Annotated in this window: 2 protein-coding genes; both read left to right on the top strand. The window is 67.9% G+C overall.

The features are described 5' to 3' along the window. The first annotated feature begins 65 nt into the window (after positions 1-65). Positions 66-611 (top strand): winged helix-turn-helix domain-containing protein, encoded by a 546-nt coding sequence (locus tag ACFYMU_RS33425; RefSeq protein WP_388381495.1) that lies wholly within the window; start codon positions 66-68, stop codon positions 609-611. Then, positions 608-1,168, top strand: a complete 561-nt coding sequence (locus tag ACFYMU_RS33420) for a transposase (protein ID WP_388381493.1) — start codon at positions 608-610, stop codon at positions 1,166-1,168. The genes ACFYMU_RS33425 and ACFYMU_RS33420 overlap by 4 nt, the downstream gene beginning before the upstream one ends. Position 1,169 lies beyond the last annotated feature (1 nt).

Genomic DNA, 1,169 nt, shown 5'->3' with positions numbered 1-1,169 from the left:
ACTCAGGTTGAATGCGCGATGTCCGGGGTGGTGACGGGGTGTGATCCCTGCGGTACGACGGTCTCATGCGGTACGCGCAAGGGGGCGGGCTGACGCCTGCCGAGCAGGACAAACGTGAGGCGTTACGGCTGGAGGCGGTCAAGCGGTTCGAGTCCGGTGCGGGCACGGCGCAGATCGCGGCTGAGCTGCGGGTGACGGACCGGTCGGTGCGTCGGTGGCGGGCGGCCTGGCGGCGTGGGGGTGCGGCGGCGCTGGCCTCGGCTGGGCCGATGTCGGTGGAGAAGCTGACGTCCCGGCAGTGGCAGCGGCTGGAAAGGGAGTTGCAGCGGGGACCGCTGGCGCACGGCTTTGACGACGAAGACCAGGGCTGGACCCTGAAGCGGGTGAAGCTGCTGATCGGCCGGTTGTTCCACATCGGTTACACCGTGCAGGGGGTGTGGCGGCTGCTCAGGCGGCACGGCTGGAGCTGTCAGGTACCGCTGCGGCGGTCGCTGGAGCGCAGCGAGGAGGTGGTCGAGGTGTGGAAGGCCGAAGTCTGGCCGCGGGTAAAACCACCGCCGCACACCTGGGTGCCTACATCTGTTTCGCGGACGAGGCCGGGCAGTCGTTGATCCCGCCGAAGGGGCGGACCTGGGCACCTCGCGGGGCACGGCCCATCGTGCGGGTGGCCGGACGGCGCGGAGGCAGGGTGAACATCGCCGGCGCGGTGTGCTTCAAGGCCGGCCGGCGGGCGCGGATGTTCTTCAAGCTGCACGTCTACCACGGCCGCAAGGGCGAGCCGAAGTCGTTCGCCTGGAACGACTACCGGGACTTCATCCGGATGGTGCACCTGCAGCTGGGCACCCCTGTGGTGTGGGTGTGGGACAACCTCAATGTGCACCTTCAGCAGGAGCTGTTCGACTTCGCCGAGGAGCACAAGGACTGGCTGGTGATCTTCCATCTGCCGCCGTACGCGCCCGAACTCAACCCGCAGGAAGGGGTCTGGAGCCTGCTGAAACGTGCCCTGGCCGACTTCGCCGCCGCTGACCTCGCGCATCTGACCCAGGTGATCAAGCGGAAGCTGAAGAAGATCCAGTACCGCCCGCACCTGATCGAGGGCTGCCTGCCGACCACCGGCCTGGACCTCAAGGGCCTGATCAACCAGCCGGACATCGCGGATTCAACCTGAG

Origin of the sequence: Streptomyces sp. NPDC007264, from assembly GCF_042869095.1 — a bacterium.
GTDB lineage: Bacteria > Actinomycetota > Actinomycetes > Streptomycetales > Streptomycetaceae > Streptomyces.
This window is presented reverse-complemented; position numbering and strand designations above follow the sequence as displayed.